17 protein-coding genes are annotated in these 18,679 nt (G+C 60.9%); 8 read left to right on the top strand and 9 right to left on the bottom strand.

Annotation, left to right across the window (positions count from 1 at the left end; all coding sequences use genetic code 11):
- Positions 1 to 12: 12 nt before the first annotated feature.
- Entirely contained in the window at positions 13 to 1,671 is a 1,659-nt protein-coding gene (locus GR197_RS17715; RefSeq protein WP_164011760.1) for a thiamine pyrophosphate-binding protein, read from the top strand.
- Positions 1,672 to 1,710: 39 nt separating this feature from the next.
- On the opposite strand, the gene GR197_RS17720 is transcribed toward GR197_RS17715, so the two are convergent.
- From GR197_RS17720 to GR197_RS17730, 3 genes are all read right to left on the bottom strand, one after another.
- Entirely contained in the window at positions 1,711 to 2,055 is a 345-nt protein-coding gene (locus tag GR197_RS17720; protein ID WP_164011762.1) for a RidA family protein, read from the bottom strand.
- A gap of 85 nt (positions 2,056 to 2,140) precedes the next feature.
- Complete coding sequence (locus GR197_RS17725; protein ID WP_164011764.1) at positions 2,141 to 2,479, bottom strand: TIGR01244 family sulfur transferase; 339 nt, start codon at positions 2,477 to 2,479, stop codon at positions 2,141 to 2,143.
- Positions 2,480 to 2,550: 71 nt separating this feature from the next.
- Complete coding sequence (locus tag GR197_RS17730) at positions 2,551 to 3,390, bottom strand: DUF4432 family protein (RefSeq protein ID WP_164011766.1); 840 nt, start codon at positions 3,388 to 3,390, stop codon at positions 2,551 to 2,553.
- Between the two features lie 256 nt (positions 3,391 to 3,646).
- On the opposite strand from GR197_RS17730, the gene GR197_RS17735 reads away from it, so the two are divergent.
- Positions 3,647 to 5,047: a L,D-transpeptidase family protein gene (locus GR197_RS17735; RefSeq protein WP_164011768.1), complete on the top strand. Its 1,401-nt coding sequence runs from the start codon at positions 3,647 to 3,649 to the stop codon at positions 5,045 to 5,047.
- A gap of 67 nt (positions 5,048 to 5,114) precedes the next feature.
- Here the strand turns inward: GR197_RS17735 and GR197_RS17740 are convergent, their stop codons facing one another.
- The 6 genes from GR197_RS17740 to GR197_RS17765 all read right to left on the bottom strand — a co-directional run bounded on the left by GR197_RS17740 (position 5,115) and on the right by GR197_RS17765 (position 12,961).
- Positions 5,115 to 5,813, bottom strand: coding sequence for a ParA family protein (locus GR197_RS17740; RefSeq protein ID WP_164011770.1), 699 nt, complete (start codon positions 5,811 to 5,813; stop codon positions 5,115 to 5,117).
- Between the two features lie 302 nt (positions 5,814 to 6,115).
- On the bottom strand, positions 6,116 to 7,267 hold the full coding sequence (locus GR197_RS17745; protein WP_164011773.1) for an iron-containing alcohol dehydrogenase: 1,152 nt from the start codon (positions 7,265 to 7,267) through the stop codon (positions 6,116 to 6,118).
- The gene (locus GR197_RS17750) at positions 7,264 to 8,649 is read right to left on the bottom strand and encodes an aldehyde dehydrogenase family protein (protein ID WP_164011775.1); all 1,386 of its coding nucleotides are present in this window, start codon (positions 8,647 to 8,649) and stop codon (positions 7,264 to 7,266) included. The genes GR197_RS17745 and GR197_RS17750 overlap by 4 nt, the downstream gene beginning before the upstream one ends.
- A 243-nt stretch (positions 8,650 to 8,892) precedes the next feature.
- Positions 8,893 to 10,257, bottom strand: a complete 1,365-nt coding sequence (locus GR197_RS17755) for a glutamine synthetase family protein (RefSeq protein WP_164011777.1) — start codon at positions 10,255 to 10,257, stop codon at positions 8,893 to 8,895.
- Positions 10,258 to 10,506: 249 nt separating this feature from the next.
- Positions 10,507 to 12,069 (bottom strand): APC family permease, encoded by a 1,563-nt coding sequence (locus GR197_RS17760; protein WP_164011779.1) that lies wholly within the window; start codon positions 12,067 to 12,069, stop codon positions 10,507 to 10,509.
- A 121-nt stretch (positions 12,070 to 12,190) separates the two neighbouring features.
- On the bottom strand, positions 12,191 to 12,961 hold the full coding sequence (locus GR197_RS17765; protein WP_164011864.1) for an N-formylglutamate amidohydrolase: 771 nt from the start codon (positions 12,959 to 12,961) through the stop codon (positions 12,191 to 12,193).
- A gap of 178 nt (positions 12,962 to 13,139) precedes the next feature.
- Here GR197_RS17765 and GR197_RS17770 point away from each other — a divergent pair, with 178 nt between their 5' ends.
- The 6 genes from GR197_RS17770 to GR197_RS17795 all read left to right on the top strand — a co-directional run bounded on the left by GR197_RS17770 (position 13,140) and on the right by GR197_RS17795 (position 18,635).
- Entirely contained in the window at positions 13,140 to 14,012 is an 873-nt protein-coding gene (locus tag GR197_RS17770) for an SIS domain-containing protein (RefSeq protein WP_164011781.1), read from the top strand.
- A gap of 192 nt (positions 14,013 to 14,204) precedes the next feature.
- On the top strand, positions 14,205 to 15,308 hold the full coding sequence (locus tag GR197_RS17775) for an extracellular solute-binding protein (protein ID WP_164011783.1): 1,104 nt from the start codon (positions 14,205 to 14,207) through the stop codon (positions 15,306 to 15,308).
- Positions 15,309 to 15,381: 73 nt separating this feature from the next.
- Positions 15,382 to 16,275, top strand: coding sequence for an ABC transporter permease (locus GR197_RS17780; protein ID WP_164011785.1), 894 nt, complete (start codon positions 15,382 to 15,384; stop codon positions 16,273 to 16,275).
- Positions 16,272 to 17,060 carry an ABC transporter permease gene (locus tag GR197_RS17785; RefSeq protein ID WP_164011787.1) on the top strand — a complete coding sequence of 263 codons (789 nt, stop codon included), beginning with the start codon at positions 16,272 to 16,274 and terminating at the stop codon, positions 17,058 to 17,060. The genes GR197_RS17780 and GR197_RS17785 overlap by 4 nt, the downstream gene beginning before the upstream one ends.
- Positions 17,061 to 17,072: 12 nt before the next feature.
- Positions 17,073 to 18,134 (top strand): ABC transporter ATP-binding protein, encoded by a 1,062-nt coding sequence (locus GR197_RS17790; protein WP_164011789.1) that lies wholly within the window; start codon positions 17,073 to 17,075, stop codon positions 18,132 to 18,134.
- Between the two features lie 195 nt (positions 18,135 to 18,329).
- Complete coding sequence (locus GR197_RS17795) at positions 18,330 to 18,635, top strand: NIPSNAP family protein (RefSeq protein WP_164011791.1); 306 nt, start codon at positions 18,330 to 18,332, stop codon at positions 18,633 to 18,635.
- Positions 18,636 to 18,679 lie beyond the last annotated feature (44 nt).

An 18,679-nucleotide genomic window follows, 5' to 3' on the forward strand; every position in this document is an offset into this window, starting at 1 on the left:
GAGGGCATTGTCATGAAAAAGACGGGCGGGCAACTGATCGTCGAGGCGCTGAAGGCGAACGGCGTCAAGCGTCTCTCTTGCGTGCCCGGTGAGAGTTTTCTCGCCGTTCTCGACGCCCTGCGCGACAGCGAGATCGACGTCGTCGTCTGCCGCCAGGAGGGCGGAGCGGCGATGATGGCGGATTGCTGGGGCAGGCTGACCGGCGAACCCGGCATCTGCATGGTGACCCGCGGCCCCGGCGCCACCAACGCCTCTGCCGGCCTGCATATCGCCAAACAGGATTCGATCCCGATGATCCTCTTCATCGGCCAGGTGCAGCGAGAAGCCCGCGAGCGCGAGGCCTTCCAGGAGGTCGAATTCCGCCGCGCCTTCACCGAATTCGCCAAATGGGTGGGCGAGATCGACGATGCCGCCCGCATTCCCGAGTTCGTCACCCGCGCCTTTGCGGTTGCAACCTCGGGCCGGCCCGGCCCTGTCGTGCTGACGCTGCCGGAGGACATGCTGCGCGACGAGGTCGAGGCACCCCGCGCCAAGCACTATGTCAGCGTCGAGGCGCATCCCGGCCGCAGCCAGATCGACGATCTCTATGTGAGACTGCTGAAGGCCGAACGGCCGATGGTGATCCTTGGCGGCACGCGCTGGGATGCCGACGCCGTCGCCGACTTTGCAAGCTTCGCCGAGCGTTTCCAACTGCCGGTCGGCTGCTCCTTCCGCCGGCAGATGCTGTTCGATCATCTTCATCCCTGCTATGCCGGCGATGTCGGCATCGGCATCAATCCGGCGCTGGCCAAGGAGATCAAGGAGAGCGACCTGCTTATCCTGCTCGGCGCCCGCATGTCGGAAATGCCGTCTTCGTCCTATACGCTGATCGATATCCCCTACCCCCAGCAATCGCTGGTGCACATCCATCCTGACGCATCCGAACTTGGCCGTATCTATCGCCCGGATCTTGCCATATGCGCGGCGCCCGCCGATTTCCTCGCAACGCTCGCCGATCTGGAAGCGCCGGCCGAGCCGCACTGGGCCGAGCGCACGAGGCGTATGCATCAGGCCTATCTTTCCTGGTCGAAGCCGCCAGCGACAGGTCCTGGCCCGGTTCATATGGGGCCGATCATGGAGTGGCTGGAGGCCAATACCGGGCCGGAAACGATCTTCACCAATGGCGCCGGCAACTATGCCACCTGGGTGCACCGTTTCCATCGTTTTCGCCGCTTCAACACCCAAGCCGCCCCCACCTCCGGCTCGATGGGTTACGGTCTGCCGGCCGCCGTCGCTGCCAAGCGGCTCTTTCCCGAGCGAGAGGTCATCTGCTTTGCCGGCGACGGCTGTTTCCTGATGCACGGCCAGGAATTCGCCACCGCCATCCGCTACGGCTTGGCGATCATCGCGGTCGTCGTCAACAACGGTATCTACGGCACGATCCGCATGCATCAGGAGCGCGAGTATCCCGGCCGCGTCAGCAGCACCGACCTGACCAATCCCGACTTCGCAGCCCTTGCCCGCGCCTATGGCGGGCACGGCGAGACGGTAGAGCAAACGGCGGAATTCGGCCCAGCCTTCGAGCGGGCGCGCGCCAGCGGCAAGCCGGCGATCATCGAGATCAAACTCGATCCCGAGGCGATCACGCCGACGCGCACACTCTCGGAAATCGCACAAACAAAAAGCCGGTAGGTCTCCCCACCGGCTTTCACGCACAATCCCGCGGTGACCTCAGTCGATCGCGGCCGTAACGATGAACTCGACCTTGTATTTCGGCGCAGCGAGCTTGGCTTCGCTGGTCGCGCGGGCCGGCGGATTGGCCGGATCGATCCAGCCTTGCCAGACTGCGTTCATCTCGGCGAAATCGGCGATGTCGGAGAGATAAATGATCGTCTGCAGGATCTTCGACTTGTTGCTGCCGGCCTCAGCCAGCAGGCGGTCGACTTCGGAAAGCGAAGACTTGCACTGATCGGTGACGCTTTCGCCCTCACCGACCTGGCCTGCGAGATAGACAGTGTTGCCGTGAATGACGGCGCCGCTCATGCGCGCGCCGACGTCGATACGCTTAATGCTCATCATAGTCTCCTGAGTGATCGAAGGTGGCGGCGCTGCGCTGCAGCGCCGGAGAATCCGGCACCCTGAACGGGCTCAGCTAACGGGGCTAGCCACGGATATGGTGGGTCTTCTGGTAGATCGCCGTCGAGCGTGCGCCGGAGCGGCAGTAACCGAGCATCGGCCGCGGGAATTCGTCGAGCGCGTCGACCATGCCCTGCACCGCTTCCTCGGTCACGCCCATCGGTCCAACCGGCACATGGGCTATATCGAGGCCAAGCTCTTTGGCGCGCGCCTCGATGACCGAGAACGACGTCTGGTCGGGGCTCTCATGGTCGGGGCGGTGGCAGACGATCGATTTGAACCCCAGCGCCTTGATCTCGTCGAGCTCTTCAAGCGTGATCTGGCCCGAAACCGAATATTCATCGTCGATCTGGCGAATATCCATCGTCTTGTCTCCTCAAAATCGTGGGCTGAAGGTCTACGACGGGAGGCCCGCGAGCGTCAACAACACTTCGCTCAGAGGAAGGCGAAGGTCAGTGCATAACTGCGGCTCTCGCCGGGTGCCAGCATGTTGAATTCACCGGCCGCCTCGAGTTCGTCGCGGGACACCCAGCGATGCGAGACCGGTTCGATGCCGATGATATGGGCCGGCGCCTGCTGGTTCCGCCACACCTGTAGATGGGGCAGCGTATCGGCGCGGAAGCGCACACGGAGCGTCCTGCCGCCGACCGCGGCAATGGGTCCAAGCCGGATCTCCGCGAAGCCTTCCTCCGTCGGCGGCGCCGGAACGCAGAAGATGCCGCCCGGCTCCTCACCGAATGTCCAGGGAAAACCGCCATTCTCCAGCATCCGGCCTTCAAGCAGCGTGCCCCCGTCCAGCCATTTGCCGCCGGTATTCATGTGATACATCAGGAAGGTCGGCACCGTGCGATCACTCGTATTGACGACCCGATCCTCAAGCTGCACCTCGCCGGTCGCCCCATCGATCCGCCACAGCCGCTCGATGCGCTGCGGCAGCCCCTCGACGGTGGTGATGTCGATATCGGCGCGGCATTCGGCATTGCCGTTTTCGTATTTCGTCCACAGCACCTTGGCCGCATGGCCGGAGGCCGATCCGTGCAACGGATAGACCTTGCCGTCGGAACGGCCGCCGATCGGCTGGCGATGGCGGATATGGTCCGGCCCGCAGGTGAACAGGAAACCTTCGAGCGAGTGGTCGATTCGCGGATCGCCGTCGTCGGGAATGGCGCGCTTCGGCGCGATATCGACACCTTCGACGGTGCAGCCGCCGATATCCAGCACCGATGTTTCATCAAGCATCAGGCGCGGCCCGCTTGCAGCGGCAAATTCGATCATCGCAGTCTCCTCGGGGGCTTATCGGCCGGCATAGCGTTAGATTTTGCGCCGTCTTTCGTCAATCGAACCCTTTTCCTCTCTTGCGCTTTTGCCGCAACCATGGATTTTGCGGAACTGACACGGAGACGCAAACGTTTATGAGTAAAAGGAAATCTTAGTGATTTTCATATTTTGTTCAGCACGGTTTCATAAATTCCACACTAGCGTCAAAATTCGCAGGTGTGTGTCTGCCAGTCACAGTTCCGAGGTATGAGACGTGAATCGCTTTTTGAAGTCGGCATTTTCGCTTGCGGCCGTGCTGGCAGCCATTGCGGCTGCAGCACCGGAGGCGGGCGCACAGCAGTTCCGTGATCGCCGGCAGAGCGATGTCGTGCTGGTCACGCCGAACGGCGAAATTCTCGACTATGTCCCGCGCGGCTATATCTATGCCCGCGACCGCAGCGGCAATCGCGTGCTGCTCGATGACTACGGCAACATCGTCGCCACCGAGATGCGCGCCCGCGGCTACTATCCGCCACGGCCCGGTCCGCGCGAGGTCTATACCGATCAGAACGGCAACGATCCCTATTACGCCGACGACAACGCCTCTGGCGATACGCGTTATTCCGAGCGCGGTGCAGTCACCGGCGGTATTCCGCGCGATGCGGCGATCGAACGCCGGCCGCTCGACGGTCAACCCTATCCCGATGACAACAGCATCGGCAATCCGCAGTCCGGCGACGATTATGCCTCGATCGATCCCGACCAGCAGCTCCCGCCCGCCGATGCGCCCAGGGCCGCGCCGGATGAGCCCGTCATCACGCTGAAGAACAAGTCGAAGCCCGAGATCGTCGCGCTGCAGGTCTTCCTCGATCGCGCCGGCATCTCCCCCGGCGTCATTGACGGCCATATGGGCTCGAACGTCACCAAGTCGGTCTATGCCTATGACCAGATGACCGGCTCCAAACTCGACCCGAACGACACCGACGCCATTCTTGAAGAGCTGCGCATGAACGGCGGCCTGCCGGTCGTCAGCTACACGATCACGCCGGCCGATGCCGCCGGCCCTTACGTCGCCGAGATCCCGGAAGACTATTCGCATAAGGCGCTGCTGCCGTCGCTCGCCTTTACCTCGACCACCGAAATGCTGGCCGAGCGCTTCCACATGGATGAGGCTTTCCTCAAGGAGATGAACCCCGGCGCCGATTTCAGCCTTGCCGGCACCGTCATCAAGGTCGTCAATCCGGGCGAGCCGAAGAGCGGCGAAGTTGCCCGCATCATCGCCGACAAGGGCCGCAAGCAGGTCTTCGCCTATGACGGCGCCGGCAATCTCATTGCCGCTTATCCGGCATCGATCGGCTCCACCGACACACCCTCGCCGTCGGGCACCGTGACGGTCGAGCGCGTCGCGTTCAATCCCGGCTATACCTACAATCCGAAGATCAATTTCCAGCAGGGCGCCAACGACAAGATCCTCAACATTCCGCCGGGCCCGAACGGCCCCGTCGGCACCGTCTGGATGGCGCTCTCCAAGCCGACCTACGGCATTCACGGCACGCCCGAGCCTTCCAAGATCGGCCGCACCCAGAGCCACGGCTGCATCCGCCTGACCAATTGGGACGCGACCGAGCTTGCCAAGATGGTCAAGCCGGGCGTGACGGTCGAATTCGTCGACTGAACCATATTGCAGCAATGGGAAAAGGCCGCCGGATCCGGCGGCCTTTTCCGTTTCATAAGGAGGATGGTCAGGCCGCCGTCGCCATGCGGGCCGACGCCGTCAGCCTGACCGGCAGCTTGCTCATTATCTCCTCGGCGAAACAGGTCGCGTTTTCACGCGCCTTGTCGAGATTGCTGACGCGTGTGGAATCGATCGTGTGCAGTGTGCCGCCACAGTCGAAGATGTCGCGGAAGGCCGAGCGTTCGATGATGGCCGTGTCCAGCACCGGCACATGCCGCTCGCTGAGCAGCGACTTGACGACCTGCAGCGCCCTTGTCGTCACCATCGAGTTGACGCGGGTCAGCACCACCGAATGACCGATCTTGATGCCCGCCTTCTCGTCCAGATACTGCAGCAGTTCAAGCACCTGCGCGCCGCCGCGCGCATCCATCGCACAACCTTGAATCGGGATCAGCACGTGATCGGAAAGGCCGACGGCGGTGGCGAGCAGCGGATTGCGCGCACCCGGCAGGTCGACGATGAAATAGTCGGTATTGTGCTTGTTCTCGCTGATATGCAGCGGCAGCGAAGCGGTGGTCACGAAATCGATCACCGAAATATTGGGAACATGACCCGATATTTCGTGCCAGCGCGAGATCCAGTGCTGCGGGTCGGCATCGAGAATGGTGACACGATAGCCTTTGCGGGCAAGCTCGGTTGCGAGAAGGAGAACAGCGGTCGTCTTGCCGGCCCCGCCCTTGGTATTTGCGAATGTAATGACAGGCATGTTCGGTCCTTGGAAGGAATGGCGCGAGCCGGAATCGCTCTTTTACGCACCGTCGGAGCATCGTGCGGTTAATCCATTCTTTACAATCATGGTTAACAAATCCCGAACACGCCCGCCGAAATTGCAGTTGCTATTTTTCACATCCCTAAAATTCATGCATGTCGCTCAAAAGTGTTCAGCGGTTTTGGGACAACGATATGCATCGGGCAAAGACTTGGAGCACGGATGCCGCCAGTACAAAAAAGACAAAAAAGCCCGGAAGCCATTAGCTTCCGGGCCAGTCTGAAGGTTCGCTGTTATGGTCAGAAGCAATCCCTGAAAAGCGCCTTGGTATTTTCGAGCGTCAATGCAACGGGGTTGCCGCCGGCACTCGGATCTTCGATTGCCATCGCCGACAATTCGTCGATCCGGTCAGCTGCGATGCCCATCGCCGACAGCGTCTCCGGCACGCCGAGCTCGGAGCGGAGCTTCAGCACATAATCGTAGAAGCCGTCGAAACCGCCCGAGATGCCGAGATAGGCAGCCGCGCGGCCGATCTTCTCCTCGATCGCCTTGCGATTGAAGCGCAGCACCGCCGGCATGACGACGGCATTGGTCATGCCATGATGGGTGTTGTAGACAGCGCCGATCGGGTGCGACAGCGCATGGATGGCGCCGAGCCCCTTCTGGAAGGCGACCGCGCCCATGGCGGCGGCGGACATCATGTTGGCGCGGGCTTCGAGATCGGTGCCCTCCTTATAGGCGCGCGGCAGGAATTCCTTGACAAGCCGCATGCCTTCAAGCGCGATACCGGCTGACATCGGGTGATAGAAGGGCGACGAATAGGCCTCCAGGCAATGAGCGAAGGCATCCATGCCGGTGCCGGCGGTGATGATCTTCGGCATGCCGACCGTAAGCTCCGGATCGGAGATGACGACGCCAGGCAGGAACCTCGGATGGAAGATGATCTTCTTCACATGCGTTTGCGAATTGGTGATGACGCTGGCGCGCCCCACCTCCGAACCGGTGCCGGCCGTTGTCGGCACCGCGACGATCGGGGCGATGCCCTCGACGCTCGCACGTGTCCACCAGTCGCCGATATCCTCGAAGTCCCAGACTGGCCGCGTCTGGCCGGCCATGAAGGCGACGCACTTGCCAAGGTCGAGGCCGGAGCCGCCGCCGAAGGCGACGACGCCGTCATGGCCACCATCCTTGAAAGCCTTGACGCCGGCCTCGAGGTTCTTCTCGTTCGGGTTCGGATCGACATCGGCAAAGATCGCCCGGCCAAGACCGGCATCCTCAAGGATATCGAGCGCGTTCTTGGTGATCGCCATCGAGGCGAGGCCGCGGTCGGTGACGAGCAGCGGCTTCTTGATGCCGAGGCTCTTGCAGGCGTCGGCCAGTTCCTTGATGCGGCCCCGGCCGAGCTTGACCGATGTCGGATAGCTCCAATTTGCGGTGATATTGCTGCTCATGCTGTGACTTTCTTCAAATGGAAGGATTTCGGACGCGTCAGATTTTGGAAGCCGATGATCGACAGCGAGCCGCCGCGGCCGGTCTCCTTGACGCCGGTCCAGCAGAGCGCCGGATCGAGATAATCAGCGCGGTTCATGAAAACGGTGCCGGTTTCGATCTCGCGGCCGAGCCGCGCTGCCCGCTCGACATCGCCGGTCCAGAGCGAGGCCGTCAGCCCGTACTGGCTGTCGTTCATCAAGGCGAGTGCCTCCTCGTCGCTTTTCACTTTCATGATGCCGACCGCCGGTCCGAAGGTTTCCTCGCGCATGAAGGCCATGGAATGGTCGACATCGACGAGAACCTGCGGTGCCAGATAAGCGCCGCCGTCATCCTGGGGGAAAAGCTTGGGGTCGACAAGCGCCTTGGCGCCTTTGGAAACCGCCTCGGCGATCTGCTCGCGCACCACTTTGGCGAAGCGCTGATGCGCCATCGGCCCGAGCGAGGTATCGGGATCGAGCGGGTTGCCGAGCTTGTAATTCGACACCCAGGCGACCGACTTCTCGACGAAGGCCTCATAGAGCGACTCATGCACATAGATGCGCTCGATACCGCAGCAGCATTGGCCGGAATTATAGGTCGCGCCGTCCATCAGCGTATCGACGGCCGCCTCGAGATCGGCGTCCTCCATGACGTAACCGGGATCCTTGCCGCCGAGTTCGAGGCCGAGGCCGGTGAAGGTGCCTGCGGCAGCGCGCTCCATCGAGCGTCCGCCTTCGACCGATCCGGTAAAATTGACAAAATTGAAACTGCCGGCGGCGATCAGCGCCGACGTTGTCTGATGATCGAGGAAGACGTTCTGGAACACGTCATCGGGAACGCCGGCTCCGACGAAGGCCTGCACCAGCCGCTCGCCGACCAGCAGCGTCTGCGAGGCATGTTTCAGCACCACCGTATTGCCGGCCATCAGTGCCGGTGCGATCGTATTGATCGCCGTCATATAGGGATAATTCCACGGCGCGACGACGAAGACGACGCCATGTGCCTCCCGCTCGATGCGCCGCTCGAAACGCTCGCTCTCCTCGACGACAACAGGCGCCAATGCATCCGCCGCAATCGAAGCGACATAATTCGAGCGCTCGTTGAAGCCCTTATATTCGCCGCCATACTTGACCGGCCGGCCCATCTGCCAGGCAAGCTCCGGCACGACGGTGTCGGACATCTCGTTCAGCCGCGCCGCACCCTTCAGCACCAGCTGCACGCGCTCTTCGAGCGGCCGTTTCGCCCAGGCCTTCTGCGCCTTGCGGGCCCGCGCCACCACGTCCTTGGCGGCATCGAGAGAAAGTGCGGCGCGCTCGGCGTAGACCGACCCGTCAACCGGTGAAATGCATTGGATCATTGCCATGATCGATTTCCGTCCTCGTATTGATCAAAAATTTCGGAGAGAGCATAGGCCCCTCATCCGCCTGCCGGCACCTTCTCCCCGCTTGCGGGGCGAAGGGGTTATGCCGCACCGTTTTCCGAACTCGCAAGCAATCCGTGTAGTAAGTCCCCTCTCCCCGTTTTTACGGGGGTCCGAAGGACGGGTCGAGACCCGCGGCTCGGCCCCGGTAAGTTAGGGTGAGGGGCAAGCAACCCGCAATGGCTATTAAGCTCTTTCGAAACCGCGCGCCACTTCCCAATCGGTGATGCGGCGGTCGTACTCTTCCTGCTCCCATTCCGCGGCACGGGTATAATGGTCGATCACGTCATCGCCGAAGGCTTTGCGCAGCATTGCCGATTCCGTCATTTCGGTCGTCGCCGCGCGAAGCGTGCGCGGAATTTCGCGAACGCCCTTGCCGCCATAGGCGTCGCCGACGAAGGGGGCTTCGAGTTCGAGTTTGTTCTCGATCCCGTCGATGCCGGCCGCAAGCAGCGCAGCAAAAGCGAGATAGGGATTGAGATCGGAGCCGCCGACGCGGCACTCGATGCGGATACCCTTGGTTTCCTCGCCGCAGAGGCGGTAGCCGGCCGTGCGGTTGTCCTTGCTCCAGATCGCCTTAGTCGGCGCGAAAGTGCCGGCCATGAAGCGCTTGTAGGAATTGATGTAGGGCGCCAGGAAATAGGTGATCTCGCTTGCATGGGCGAGAAGTCCGGCAACATAATTATGCATCAGCGGCGACATGCCGTATTTGCCGGTATGGTCGAAGAACAGAGGCTTCTCCTCCAGGCTCCAGAGCGACTGGTGGATATGCGAGGAACTGCCGGCGGCGTTGTAATTCCACTTGGCCAGGAAGGTGATGGCCTTGCCTTTCGACCAGGCGATCTCCTTGCAGCCATTCTTGATGATCGCATGCCTGTCGGCCATGGCCAGCGCATCGGCATAACGCACGTTGATTTCCTCCTGGCCGGCGGAAGCCTCGCCCTTGGAATTCTCGACCGGAATGCCGGCGCCTTGCAGCCCGGTGCGGATCGCCCGCATCACCTCTTCCTCCTTGGTGGTCTGGAAGATGTGGTAATCCTCGTTATAGGCGCTGGCGAGCTTGAGGTTGCGGTAGCCGGAGGCCTGCGCCGTCTCATAGCTCTGGTCGAACAGGAAGAATTCGAGCTCGGAGGCCATGTAGGCCTTCATGCCCATATCTTCCAGGCGCTTCACCTGCTTCTTCAGGATCGCACGGGGCGAATGGGCGACCTCTTCATGGGTGTGATGGTCGAGCATGTCGCAGAGCACCAGCGCCGTGCCGTCGAGCCAGGGAATACGGCGCAGCGTCGCCAGATCCGGCTTCATCGTATAGTCGCCGTAGCCCTTCTCCCAGCTCGTCGCCTTGTAGCCGGAGACCGTCTCCATCTCCATGTCGGTGGCGATCAGGTAGTTGCAGCTATGCGTTTCCTTCCAGGCGCTCTCGAGGAAAAATTCCGCCTGGAAGCGCTTTCCCATCAGCCGGCCCTGCATGTCCACCTGGCAGGCCAGAACCGTATCGATGCGCCCTTCGGCAACATCCTTCTTGAGATCGTCGAATGTGTAGCTGCTCATGGTTGATCCGCCTGACATTGGAATTGAGAAAATCGGGGCAACGAAATCGCATGCGCTCGGCCGGATTTGGGCCTGATGCCTTTTCGTTGAACCGGTGATGGGGCCGCAGGATGCGGCCCCGCCATTTGAGAGGGAAGCCTCGATGCCTAAAGCATGTCGCGTAAAAGTGTGCCGCGGTTTTGCGCTAACGACATGCGGAAAAACAAAGACCTAGAGTGCGAGGAGCGATCTGAAAGATCGCCCCGCGCTTTAGTGTTCGCCGCTTTCGCCGACAGCTGCTTCGGCCGCCGCGATCTCGGCCTGGCGTTTTGCCACTTCCGCGCCGATCGGCGGGCCCTTGAAGCGCCGGCTTTCGAAGCCGAACCATACAATCGCGGTCAGCAGGAGGAAGCCAACGGTAACGTATAGCGCAGTACCGTTCGGCGGCTGGATGCCGAGAATGAAGATCAGGATCATCGCGATGACGGTCAGCACGGCAAAGAGCTTGAAGACGCCTTCACCGAGGTTCCACGGACCCATCTTGTCCCACTTCGACGTGCCCCACGCGAACAGGCCGAGCGTGATCGGGATCGCGAAGGAGAAGAACAGGAAGATGACCGTGCATGAGACGACGATCGTATAGACCGGCGTGTCGCCGAATTTCATGAAGTCAAGTGAGGTGAACCAAACGAAAAGTACCGACAGGATCGAGCCGGTCCAGATCGCCGCTACCGGCGTGCGGTATTTCGGGCTGACCTTCGCCAGTGCCTTGGAGGCGGGCAGGCCGCCGTCACGCGAGAAGGCGAAGATCATGCGCGAGACCGAGGTGACGGTCGCAAGGCCGCACAGCCATTGGCTGACGAGGATGGCAAAATAGAGGATGTCCTTGATAACAGGGTTCACCTGGCTGTCCATCGCCCAGAAGAACACGTTCCAGCCCTGCTTTGCCGCATCGTCCATGTTCGGCAGCATGAGAACGAAGGCGCACAGCATGATATAGCCGAAAAGCGCCGACCAAAGCACCGAAGCGACCATACCGCGCGGAACCGATTCGGCAGCCTTGACGGTCTCTTCCGACGTATGCGCCGAGGCATCATAGCCGGTGATGGTGTAGATCGGCAGCAGCAGGCCGAGAAGGAAGACCCATGTTCCTGACGTGGCCGGCCAAACGTTGCCGCCGACTTCGCCGGAATAATTGGCGAAAGTGAAGAGGCGACCGATCTCGTAGGAGGGTGCTGCGATGAGGCAGACGGCAGACAGCGCGATAGCGGTCGCGAAGATGAGATAACCCGAAAAATCGGTCAGCTTCGCGGTCAATCCGATGCCCATGTGGTTCACGAGCGCCTGCGCGCCGGTGATGACCACCAGGAAGATGATGCGAACTGCCGTCGTGTCGGTCAGTCCGAAATAGCTGGTGCCGAACGACCCCATGAAGAAATAATAGGTCCCGACATTGATGGCGCCGAGCACGGTGACAAGACCGAGCAGGTTGAACCAGGCGGTCACCCAGCCGGTGAAACGGTTGCCGAGGATCGAGCTCCAGTGATAGAGGCCGCCGGCCGTCGGATAAGCCGAGCTGATCTGCGCCATGCCGATGGCGAAGACGAGCGAGATGAAGCATCCCACAGGCCAGCCAATGCCGATCGCCGCTCCGCCCGCACCGGCGGTCGCCTGCGCCAGCGAATTGATGCCCCCGGAGAGGATGCAGATGATGGAGAATGAGACTGCAAAGTTCGAGAACGAGCTCATGCGTCGTTCGAGTTCCTGGGCATAACCCATGGAATGCAGGATGTGCACATCCTGCTTCTTGTCCAGTTCGGAATAATCCGACATGACTTCCCCCTGTTCACGATCGGCCGCGGAATTGCGGGCCGGTTCAGTGCCAAATTGTCCGCGGCCTTTGCGCCGTACGGACGTCCGCAGTTAGACTGCTCCCTCGGGTCTTCTTTTTATGTCAGGCGTCCAGGCTTTGCTGGAGCAGCCCTTTTAGATAGTCGGCCATGACCCCTTGGCCGGCATCGTCTGCGATGAGGTCGTTGCGGACCTCAATCATTACATTCCGCAAGCCGTTCGAAAGCCCGTGCAGGATCAGCGTGTGGGTCACGCCGTCCTCGGGCCCGTAAGGCTCGTTGCGTTCTGTCCTGTAAAGTGGCGCCTCGGCCGCTGCCTTCAGCATAAGGTCGGCGAACCGGCTGTCCTCATCGTGCAACATGCCGAGTTCGACGGCACGTTCACGGCCGTGGTAGACCGGCGTAAAGCTGTGGATCGTCACGATGATGCTGTCTTGTGCCCTCGCCCGGCGATCGCGGATCAGCCCACGAATCGCGTCGTGGAAAGGCACGTAGAGCGCATCGGTGCGCGCAAGGCGTTCTTCGGCGGTCAAATCCTTGTTGCCGGGAATGGCGTAAATCTCGCTCGTCTCCGGCATGGCGCCAGGTGAACTGGGCGGCCGGTTGCAGTCGTAGATAAGCCTGGAGAACCGCTGGTGAACGAGCGTCGCGTCGAGCCCTTCCGATATGCCGCGGGCAACCGCAAGGGCGCCCGGGTCCCAGGCAATATGGCTCGCGAGTGCTTCGCCGGGCAGGCCAAAATCGCCAAAATACGCCGGAAGCGCATTCGAGGCATGCTCGCAGATCAGCAACACCGGGCTCTGGCCACGGACGCGCTCGATCCCGACACAATCGCCATCCGCTTCGCTGAGGATTTTCGGCCCGGCCAGCACCAAAGGCGCCACTCCTTATCCCTTAACAAATTCCCTATGAAGAAAAGAATTCTTCAGGTTTCGATCACTGTCAAGCGTCGACTGAAAATTTCTTTTCATGATGGTGGTTGACATGGATTATGACCGCGTTGTTAATTTGAGTGGGAAAGTGGCGCCAGACCATCCCGGGGAGCATAGTTACGTGACAGTTGCGTCGAAGACGGTTTCGGACGTCATACACTCGCATTTCGGGGTGCTGACGCGTGCCGAAAAGCAACTGGCCGAAAGCCTTCTCGACAATTATCCGGTGTCCGGTCTCGGCAGCATCACCACGATCGCCGAGAATGCCGGCGTTTCGACGCCGACCGTCGTGCGCATGGTGCAGAAGCTCGGTTTCAAAGGCTATCCTGACTTTCAGGCGCATCTGCATCTGGAGGTCGAGGCGACGATCTCCAACCCGATCACCAAGCACGATCGATGGGCGCAGAACGCGCCGGGCACTCATATCCTCAACCGTTTCGCCGATGCTATCATGGGCAATCTGCGCCAGACGCTGACCGATCTCGACACCGCGACCTTCGACAGCGTCGCCTCGCTGCTCTCCGACCGCAAACGCGGCCTCTATTTCGTCGGCGGCCGCATTACCGGGGCGCTTGCCGAGTATTTCTTCACCCACATGCAGGTGATCCGTCCGGCAACGACGCTGCTGTCGTCGAATTCCAGCAGCTGGCCGCAATATGTCCTCAACATGAACGCCGGCGACATCCTGATCATCTTCGACATCCGCCGCTATGAACAGGAGATGGTGAGCCTTGCCACCGCCGCCCGCAAACGCGGCGCCGAAATCATTGTCTTCACCGACCAGTGGGGCTCGCCGGCCGCCAAGCTGGCCCGGCATGCCTTCCGCGTCCGGATCGAGGCGCCGTCGGCCTGGGATTCCTCCGTCGTCACCCTCTTCATCGTCGAAGCATTGATCGAGGCCGTTCAGAATTCGACCTGGGACGAGACGAAGGAGCGCATGAAAACGCTTGAGGGCTTGTTCGAGCAGACCAAGCTTTTCCGCAAACCGGGTTAGGAGGGACAAGAAAAACTAAAGGGGAGAACAAGGACGGACTTTCGCGAAAACAGGTCGTGTCGTCGCAAATAAAACACGTGTCGCAAAGGCCTGCTATTCATACCAAAATTAACGTCATCCACCCGTCACACAAGCTTCATGTAACCTGATTAACAGCATCGCCAGACACTGAAAACCCGAAGGAGAACAACAGTGATCTCTAACATTTCTCGACTTCTGTCGCTCTCTACTGCGATGATCGTGGCTTCGACCGCGATTGCCGCCGCCGAGCCGAGCGCTGAATTGATCGCCGCCGCCAAGAAGGAAGGCACCCTGACCACGATCGCTCTTCCGCACGACTGGTGCGGCTATGGCGACGTCATTGCCGGCTTCAAGGCCAAGTATGGCCTCGAAGTGAACGAACTGAACCCCGACGCAGGGTCGGGCGACGAAGTCGAAGCCATCAAGGCCAACAAGGGCAACACCGGCCCGCAGGCTCCTGACGTCATCGACGTCGGCCTTTCCTTCGGTCCGTCCGCCAAGAAGGACGGCCTGATCCAGCCTTACAAGGTTTCCACCTGGGATTCGATCCCGGACACGGCCAAGGATGCCGACGGCTTCTGGTACGGCGACTATTACGGCGTTCTCTCGTTCCTCGTGAACAAGGATCTCGTCAAGGAATCGCCGGCCGACTGGACCGACCTGAAGAAGAGCGACTACGCAAACACCGTCGCGCTTGCAGGCGATCCGCGCAGCGCCAACCAGGCAGTCCAGGGCGTCTATGCTGCTGGTCTTTCCGCATCCGGCGGTGACGCGGCCAAGGCAGGCGAAGAAGGCCTGAAGTTCTTCGCCGAACTCAACAAGGCTGGCAACTTCGTGCCCGTCGTCGGCAAGGCTGCTCCCTTCGCGCAGGGCTCGACGCCGATCATCGTCGCTTGGGACTACAACGCCCTGTCCTGGGGCCAGAGCCTCAAGGGCAATCCTCCGTTCGAGGTTGTCGTTCCGAAGACGGGCGTTGTTGCCGGTGTCTACGTCCAGGCGATTTCGGCCTTCGCTCCGCACCCGAACGCTGCCAAGCTCTGGATGGAATACCTCTATTCCGACGAGGGTCAGCTCGGCTGGCTGAAGGGCTATTGCCACCCGATCCGCTTCAACGATCTTGCCAAGAACAACAAGATCCCGAAGGAGCTGCTCGACAAGCTGCCGCCGGCAGCAGCCTACGAAAAGGCCGTCTTCCCGACGCTCGAAGAGCAAGCCGCCGGCAAGGAAACCATCACCAAGAACTGGGATTCCGTGGTCGGCGCCAGCGTCAAGTAACCTCTGATCCTGCCTCCCCGCCGCATAGGCGGGGTGGTTTTCTCACTCCGACGCCCCAGGATGAGCTTTTTCCATGAGCACCGTCTCAACGCCTATGGTCAGCAGCGCCCCCTTGATCAACAGAGATCGCGTGATCGACTGGCTGGGCATTGCACCCTTCATTATCTTTTCGCTGCTGTTTCTGATCATCCCCACGCTTTATCTCGTGGCCGGCGCGTTTCTGACGCCTGAGGGCAGTTTTACGCTGAAGAATATCGGCGATCTTTTTACCCCATCCATCATGAGCGCTTATTGGATTAGTATCCGCGTCTCGGTCGCCTCGGCTCTGGGCGGCGCGTTGATCGGCTTTTTCCTCGCCTGGGCCGTCGTGCTCGGCGGCCTGCCGAACTCGGTGCGCTCGACGCTTCTGACCTTCTCCGGCGTCGCCTCGAATTTCGCCGGCGTGCCGCTCGCCTTCGCCTTCCTGGCAACACTCGGCCGCACCGGCCTTGTAACGATCTTCCTGCGCGAATGGTTTGGCTTCAATCTGTACGGCACCGGCTTCAACCTGCTGTCCTTTGTCGGCCTCACCATCACCTATATGTATTTCCAGATCCCGCTGATGGTGCTGATCCTGACGCCTGCCCTCGACGGCATGAAGAAGGAATGGCGCGAAGCCTCGCAAATCCTCGGCGCCACCAACCGCCAGTACTGGACGATGGTGGCGCTCCCGATCCTCTGGCCAAGCCTGCTTGGCACGACTCTGCTGCTCTTCGCCAATGCCTTCGGCGCCATCGCCACCGCTTTCGCGCTGACCGGCAGCTCGCTGAACATCGTACCGATCCTTCTTTATGCACAGATCCGCGGCGACGTTCTGCATAATGCCAACCTCGGCTACGCCATCGCGCTTGGAATGATCGTCATCACCGGCGTCTCCAACGTCCTGTACCTCATGCTGCGCATGCGCGCCGAACGGTGGCAGAAATGAAAGCGCAACGTCTCGGAGCCTGGATCGCCATTATTTTGGGCGCGTCCTATTTCATCATTCCGTTGATCGGCACCATTGAATTTTCGCTGCGCATGCGCCGCGGTGAATACAGCCTCGATGCCTATCAGTCGGTCTTCTCGGACGCCCAGTTCCGCGAGACCTTCGGCTATTCCATGATGATGGCGCTTTTGACCATCGTCTTCGGCATGCTGCTCGTCGTTCCAACGGCCTACTGGGTGCGGCTGCGCCTGCCGCAGATGCGCCCGGTCGTCGAATTCATCACGCTGCTGCCGCTGGTCATTCCGGCGATCGTCATCGTCTTCGGTTACCTCAGGATGTACAACTCATCCTCCTACCTGCCGCTGACGGGCTCGACGACCGGCACCAACATCCTGCTGGTCTTCTCCTACATCACACTGTCGCTGCCCTATATGTACCGCGCCGTCGATACCGCCATGCGCGCCATCGACGTCCGCACACTGACGGAAGCGGCCGAAAGCCTTGGCGCTCGCTGGACGACCATCCTGTTCAAGTGCATTTTCCCGAACGTCATGAGCGGCGTGCTGTCCGGTGCCTTCATCACCCTCGCGATCGTCATGGGCGAATTCACCTTCGCCGCCTTGCTCAACCGCCCGGCCTTCGGCCCCTACCTGCAGCTCGTCGGCGCCAACAAGGCTTACGAGCCTTCGGCGCTCGCCGTCATCGCCTTCTCGATCACCTGGCTCAGCATGGGCCTGCTCAACCTCGTTTCTCGCGTCGGCAAAGCCCGCCCGGCAAAGGCTTAAGGTAACTGGCTCATGTCCTTTCTCACACTGAACAACATTCAGAAATCCTTCGGCCCGGTTCAGGTCGTCAAGAACTTCAACATGAATATCGAAAAAGGAGAGTTCGTCTCCTTCCTCGGGCCGTCCGGCTGCGGCAAGACGACCGTCCTGCGCATGATCGCCGGTTTCGAAACGCCGACCGGCGGCACGCTCACCATCAACGGCAAGGATCAGAGCGCACTGAAGCCGAACCAGCGCAATATCGGCATGGTGTTCCAGGCCTACGCGCTGTTTCCCAACATGACGGTGCACGACAATGTCGCCTTCGGCCTTAAGGTCGCCGGCGCGCCAAAGCCTGAGATCGACGCCCGCGTCAAGGAGATGCTCGGCCTGATCAAGCTCGATCATCTGGCCGACCGCTTCCCCTATCAGATGTCGGGCGGCCAGCAGCAGCGCGTCGCCCTTGCCCGTGCGCTTGCCGTCAAGCCGCAGGTACTGTTACTCGACGAGCCACTCTCCGCGCTCGACGCCAAGATCCGTGTGTCGCTGCGCGAGGAAATCCGCCAGATCCAGCAGCAGCTCGGCATCACCACTGTCTTCGTTACCCATGACCAGGAAGAAGCCCTGTCGATCTCCGACCGCATCGTCGTCATGAATGGCGGCAAGGCCGACCAGATCGGTTCGCCGTTCGAGATCTACAATACGCCGGCAACGCGCTTCGTCGCCTCTTTCGTCGGCACGCTCAACCTCATCGAGGCCAAGGTGATCGACCCCGACGCCAACCGCATCCAGATCGGCGATCAGGCCATCACGCTGAAACAGTCGGTCGCAGCCCACAAGGCCGGCGAAACCATCTCGCTTGCGCTGCGTCCGGAAGCCGGCTCGCTCTCCGACAGCGTCAAAAGCGATACTGCGCTCACCGGTCAGGTCGTCTCGGCCCACTTCCTGGGGTCGGTCATCCGCACCCGCATGAATGTCGGCGGCAACGTCATCTCCTTCGATATGTTCAACAGCCCCGGCGTCACCCCACCGCAGGCCGGCGAAACGGTGACGCTGCGCTTCATGGCGGCCGACCTACTGGTCATCCGCGACTGAGTTTGACGATACCGTTTACGCAAAAGGCGCCGCAAAACGGCGCCTTTTTCAGTTCGGCCAGCCGAACTGTCAGCAGACGTGATGCAGCCATCGCCACAGAGCGCTTGAACTCTCTCAGCTCAGTGCCAGAAGTTGCGCAAACCAAATGAGCCGGGGCAGCTCTTCGCCCGGCGTTTCAAGCGACGGGATATTTCAATGATTACCTGCCATCTGCGTTATGTGCTCGATCCGTACAAGCTTGCCGAATTCGAGGAATATGCCCGGCTCTGGATTCCGATCGTCAACAGGATGGGCGGCACCCATCACGGTTATTTCCTGCCATCCGAAGGCGCCAACAACATTGCCGTTGCGCTGTTTTCCTTCCCGAGCCTTGCCGCCTACGAGGACTACCGCACGCTGATGGCAAGCGATCCGGAATGTCAGGCCGCTTTCGAACTCGACAAACGCAACCGCAGCATCGTCAGCTATGAACGCAGCTTCATGCGGCCGGTGCTCGGCTGATCGAACTGACACGCCGGCTGAAAAAAACGCACGATAGACTGTCC

Source organism: Rhizobium phaseoli, from assembly GCF_010668805.1.
Taxonomy (GTDB): domain Bacteria; phylum Pseudomonadota; class Alphaproteobacteria; order Rhizobiales; family Rhizobiaceae; genus Rhizobium; species Rhizobium phaseoli_A.

Bases quoted from the DNA above. Each gene is read 5' to 3' on its own strand.
- GR197_RS17785 (WP_164011787.1), top strand. From the start codon at position 16,272: ATGAAAGCGCAACGTCTCGGAGCCTGGATCGCCATTATTTTGGGCGCG.
- GR197_RS17755 (WP_164011777.1), bottom strand. From the start codon at position 10,257: ATGAGCAGCTACACATTCGACGATCTCAAGAAGGATGTTGCCGAAGGG.
- GR197_RS17780 (WP_164011785.1), top strand. From the start codon at position 15,382: ATGAGCACCGTCTCAACGCCTATGGTCAGCAGCGCCCCCTTGATCAAC.
- GR197_RS17750 (WP_164011775.1), bottom strand. From the start codon at position 8,649: ATGGCAATGATCCAATGCATTTCACCGGTTGACGGGTCGGTCTACGCC.
- GR197_RS17790 (WP_164011789.1), top strand. From the start codon at position 17,073: ATGTCCTTTCTCACACTGAACAACATTCAGAAATCCTTCGGCCCGGTT.
- GR197_RS17760 (WP_164011779.1), bottom strand. From the start codon at position 12,069: ATGTCGGATTATTCCGAACTGGACAAGAAGCAGGATGTGCACATCCTG.
- GR197_RS17715 (WP_164011760.1), top strand. From the start codon at position 13: ATGAAAAAGACGGGCGGGCAACTGATCGTCGAGGCGCTGAAGGCGAAC.
- GR197_RS17720 (WP_164011762.1), bottom strand. From the start codon at position 2,055: ATGAGCATTAAGCGTATCGACGTCGGCGCGCGCATGAGCGGCGCCGTC.
- GR197_RS17725 (WP_164011764.1), bottom strand. From the start codon at position 2,479: ATGGATATTCGCCAGATCGACGATGAATATTCGGTTTCGGGCCAGATC.
- GR197_RS17730 (WP_164011766.1), bottom strand. From the start codon at position 3,390: ATGATCGAATTTGCCGCTGCAAGCGGGCCGCGCCTGATGCTTGATGAA.
- GR197_RS17740 (WP_164011770.1), bottom strand. From the start codon at position 5,813: ATGCCTGTCATTACATTCGCAAATACCAAGGGCGGGGCCGGCAAGACG.
- GR197_RS17745 (WP_164011773.1), bottom strand. From the start codon at position 7,267: ATGAGCAGCAATATCACCGCAAATTGGAGCTATCCGACATCGGTCAAG.
- GR197_RS17795 (WP_164011791.1), top strand. From the start codon at position 18,330: ATGATTACCTGCCATCTGCGTTATGTGCTCGATCCGTACAAGCTTGCC.